The organism is Microbacterium sp. GXF7504, from assembly GCF_054798235.1.
Genome location: NZ_JBSJZI010000008.1, coordinates 1 through 3401, shown reverse-complemented (window position 1 = coordinate 3401; position 3401 = coordinate 1). Strand labels below are relative to the sequence as shown.

The window sequence follows — 3401 nt, the reverse complement described above, 5'->3', positions numbered from 1 at the left end:
GGTTGCGGGGAGGGTACCGCCCGTACTTTGAGAACTACACAGTGGACGCGAGCATCTTAAACGATAGAACTCATGTGATTTCAAGTCTTTAAGAGCAAACGGTGGATGCCTTGGCATCTGGAGCCGAAGAAGGACGTAGCAATCTGCGATAAGCCTCGGGGAACTGATAAGCGAGTTTTGATCCGAGGATGTCCGAATGGGGAAACCCCGCCAGGGCGCGTGCGTACCTGGTGACTCCCGCCTGAATATATAGGGCGGGTAGAGGGAACGTGGGGAAGTGAAACATCTCAGTACCCACAGGAAGAGAAAGCAACAGCGATTCCGTGAGTAGTGGCGAGCGAAACCGGATCAGGCTAAACCCAGTGTGTGTGAGAGCCGGCAGGCGTTGCATGCTGGGGGTTGTGGGACTTTTCGGATGGTTCTGCCGAACCGTCGACGTGACAAGAAGGTATAGACGAATGGTCTTGAAAGGCCAGTCATAGAGGGTGCCAACCCCGTAGTCGAAATGCTTCTCTTGGCGTGAAGAGTATCCCAAGTAGCACGGGGCCCGAGAAATCCCGTGTGAATCTGTCAGGACCACCTGATAAGCCTAAATACTCCCAGATGACCGATAGCGGACAAGTACCGTGAGGGAAAGGTGAAAAGTACCCCGGGAGGGGAGTGAAATAGTACCTGAAACCGTTTGCTTACAAACCGTTGGAGCCTCCTTAGTAGGGGTGACAGCGTGCCTTTTGAAGAATGAGCCTGCGAGTTAGCGATACGTGGCGAGGTTAACCCGTGTGGGGTAGCCGTAGCGAAAGCGAGTCTGAATAGGGCGATACAGTCGCGTGTCCTAGACCCGAAGCGAAGTGATCTATCCATGGCCAGGCTGAAGCGACGGTAAGACGTCGTGGAGGGCCGAACCCACTTAGGTTGAAAACTGAGGGGATGAGCTGTGGATAGGGGTGAAAGGCCAATCAAACTTCGTGATAGCTGGTTCTCTCCGAAATGCATTTAGGTGCAGCGTTGCGTGTTTCTTGCCGGAGGTAGAGCTACTGGATGGCCGATGGGCCCTACAAGGTTACTGACGTCAGCCAAACTCCGAATGCCGGTAAGTGAGAGCGCAGCAGTGAGACTGTGGGGGATAAGCTTCATAGTCGAGAGGGAAACAACCCAGACCACCAACTAAGGTCCCTAAGCGCGTGCTAAGTGGGAAAGGATGTGGAGTTGCTGTGACAACCAGGAGGTTGGCTTAGAAGCAGCCACCCTTGAAAGAGTGCGTAATAGCTCACTGGTCAAGTGATTCCGCGCCGACAATGTAACGGGGCTCAAGCACGCCACCGAAGTTGTGGCATTGACATTATTGGTAGGCCTTCGTGGTCCAGCCGTGTTGATGGGTAGGAGAGCGTCGTGTGGCCGGTGAAGCGGCGGGGTGACCCAGCCGTGGAGGCCACACGAGTGAGAATGCAGGCATGAGTAGCGAAAGACGTGTGAGAAACACGTCCTCCGGAAGACCAAGGGTTCCAGGGTCAAGCTAATCTTCCCTGGGTAAGTCGGGACCTAAGGCGAGGCCGACAGGCGTAGTCGATGGACAACGGGTTGATATTCCCGTACCGGCGAAGAACCGCCCAAGCTAATCCAGTAGTGCTAAGTGTCCGAATCCATTCACCGCCGCCTTCGGGTGGCACCGGATGGGCTAGCACACGACCCCGTTCTGGTGCGGTTAGCGTATTAACAGGTGTGACGCAGGAAGGTAGCCCAAGCCAGGCGATGGTTGTCCTGGTGCAAGTGCGTAGGCCGAGTGATAGGCAAATCCGTCACTCATCCAGGCTGAGACACGATGCGGATGAAAAGTGGGTGATCCTATGCTGCCAAGAAAAGCATCGACGCGAGGTTCTAGCCGCCCGTACCCCAAACCGACTCAGGTGGTCAGGTAGAGAATACCAAGGAGATCGAGAGAATCGTGGTTAAGGAACTCGGCAAAATGCCCCCGTAACTTCGGGAGAAGGGGGGCCATCCGCTTATACCAGCTTGCCTGGAAAAGGGTGTGGTGGCCGCAGAGACTAGTGGGTAGCGACTGTTTACTAAAAACACAGGTCCGTGCCAAGTCGCAAGACGATGTATACGGACTGACGCCTGCCCGGTGCTGGAAGGTTAAGAGGAGCGGTTAGCGTAAGCGAAGCTGCGAATTTAAGCCCCAGTAAACGGCGGTGGTAACTATAACCATCCTAAGGTAGCGAAATTCCTTGTCGGGTAAGTTCCGACCTGCACGAATGGCGTAACGACTTCCCAACTGTCTCAACCGCGAACTCGGCGAAATTGCATTACGAGTAAAGATGCTCGTTACGCGCAGCAGGACGGAAAGACCCCGTGACCTTTACTACAGCTTGGTATTGGTGTTCGGTGTGGCTTGTGTAGGATAGGTGGGAGACTGTGAAGCGGGTACGCCAGTATTCGTGGAGTCGTTGTTGAAATACCACTCTGGTCACTCTGGATATCTAACTTCGGACCGTAATCCGGTTCAGGGACAGTGCCTGGTGGGTAGTTTAACTGGGGCGGTTGCCTCCCAAAAAGTAACGGAGGCGCCCAAAGGTTCCCTCAACCTGGTTGGCAATCAGGTGGCGAGTGTAAGTGCACAAGGGAGCTTGACTGTGAGACTGACAGGTCGAGCAGGGACGAAAGTCGGGACTAGTGATCCGGCAGTGGCTTGTGGAAGCGCTGTCGCTCAACGGATAAAAGGTACCTCGGGGATAACAGGCTGATCTTGCCCAAGAGTCCATATCGACGGCATGGTTTGGCACCTCGATGTCGGCTCGTCGCATCCTGGGGCTGGAGTAGGTCCCAAGGGTTGGGCTGTTCGCCCATTAAAGCGGTACGCGAGCTGGGTTTAGAACGTCGTGAGACAGTTCGGTCCCTATCCGCTGCGCGCGTAGGAAGTTTGAGAGGATCTGACCCTAGTACGAGAGGACCGGGTTGGACGAACCTCTGGTGTGTCAGTTGTTCCGCCAGGAGCACCGCTGATTAGCTACGTTCGGGATGGATAACCGCTGAAAGCATCTAAGCGGGAAGCCGGCCTCAAGATGAGACTTCCATGCCCCTAGGGGTGAGAGGCTCCCAGTAGACGACTGGGTTGATAGGCCAGATGTGGAAGCGTGGTAACACGTGTAGCTGACTGGTACTAATAAGCCGATGACTTGATAACACACCTATCTGCGGGTGCTTGCGTCCACTGAGTGGTTCTCGATGTACGGTCGAGAACCGCACAACCAATCTTTTATTGCTTGTGCAGACTGAAACATCAATAGTGTTTCGGCGGCCATAGCGAGAGGGAAACGCCCGGTCCCATTCCGAACCCGGAAGCTAAGCCTCTCAGCGCCGATGGTACTGCAGGGGGGACCCTGTGGGAGAGTAGGACACCGCCG

Annotated in this window: 2 rRNA genes; both read left to right on the top strand. The window is 55.0% G+C overall.

From position 1 onward, the window contains the following. Positions 1–78: 78 nt before the first annotated feature. Positions 79–3181 (top strand): 23S ribosomal RNA (locus tag ACWAUO_RS15055). Between the two features lie 106 nt (positions 3182–3287). Then, positions 3288–3401, top strand: a 5S ribosomal RNA gene (gene rrf, locus ACWAUO_RS15050); the annotation flags it as partial.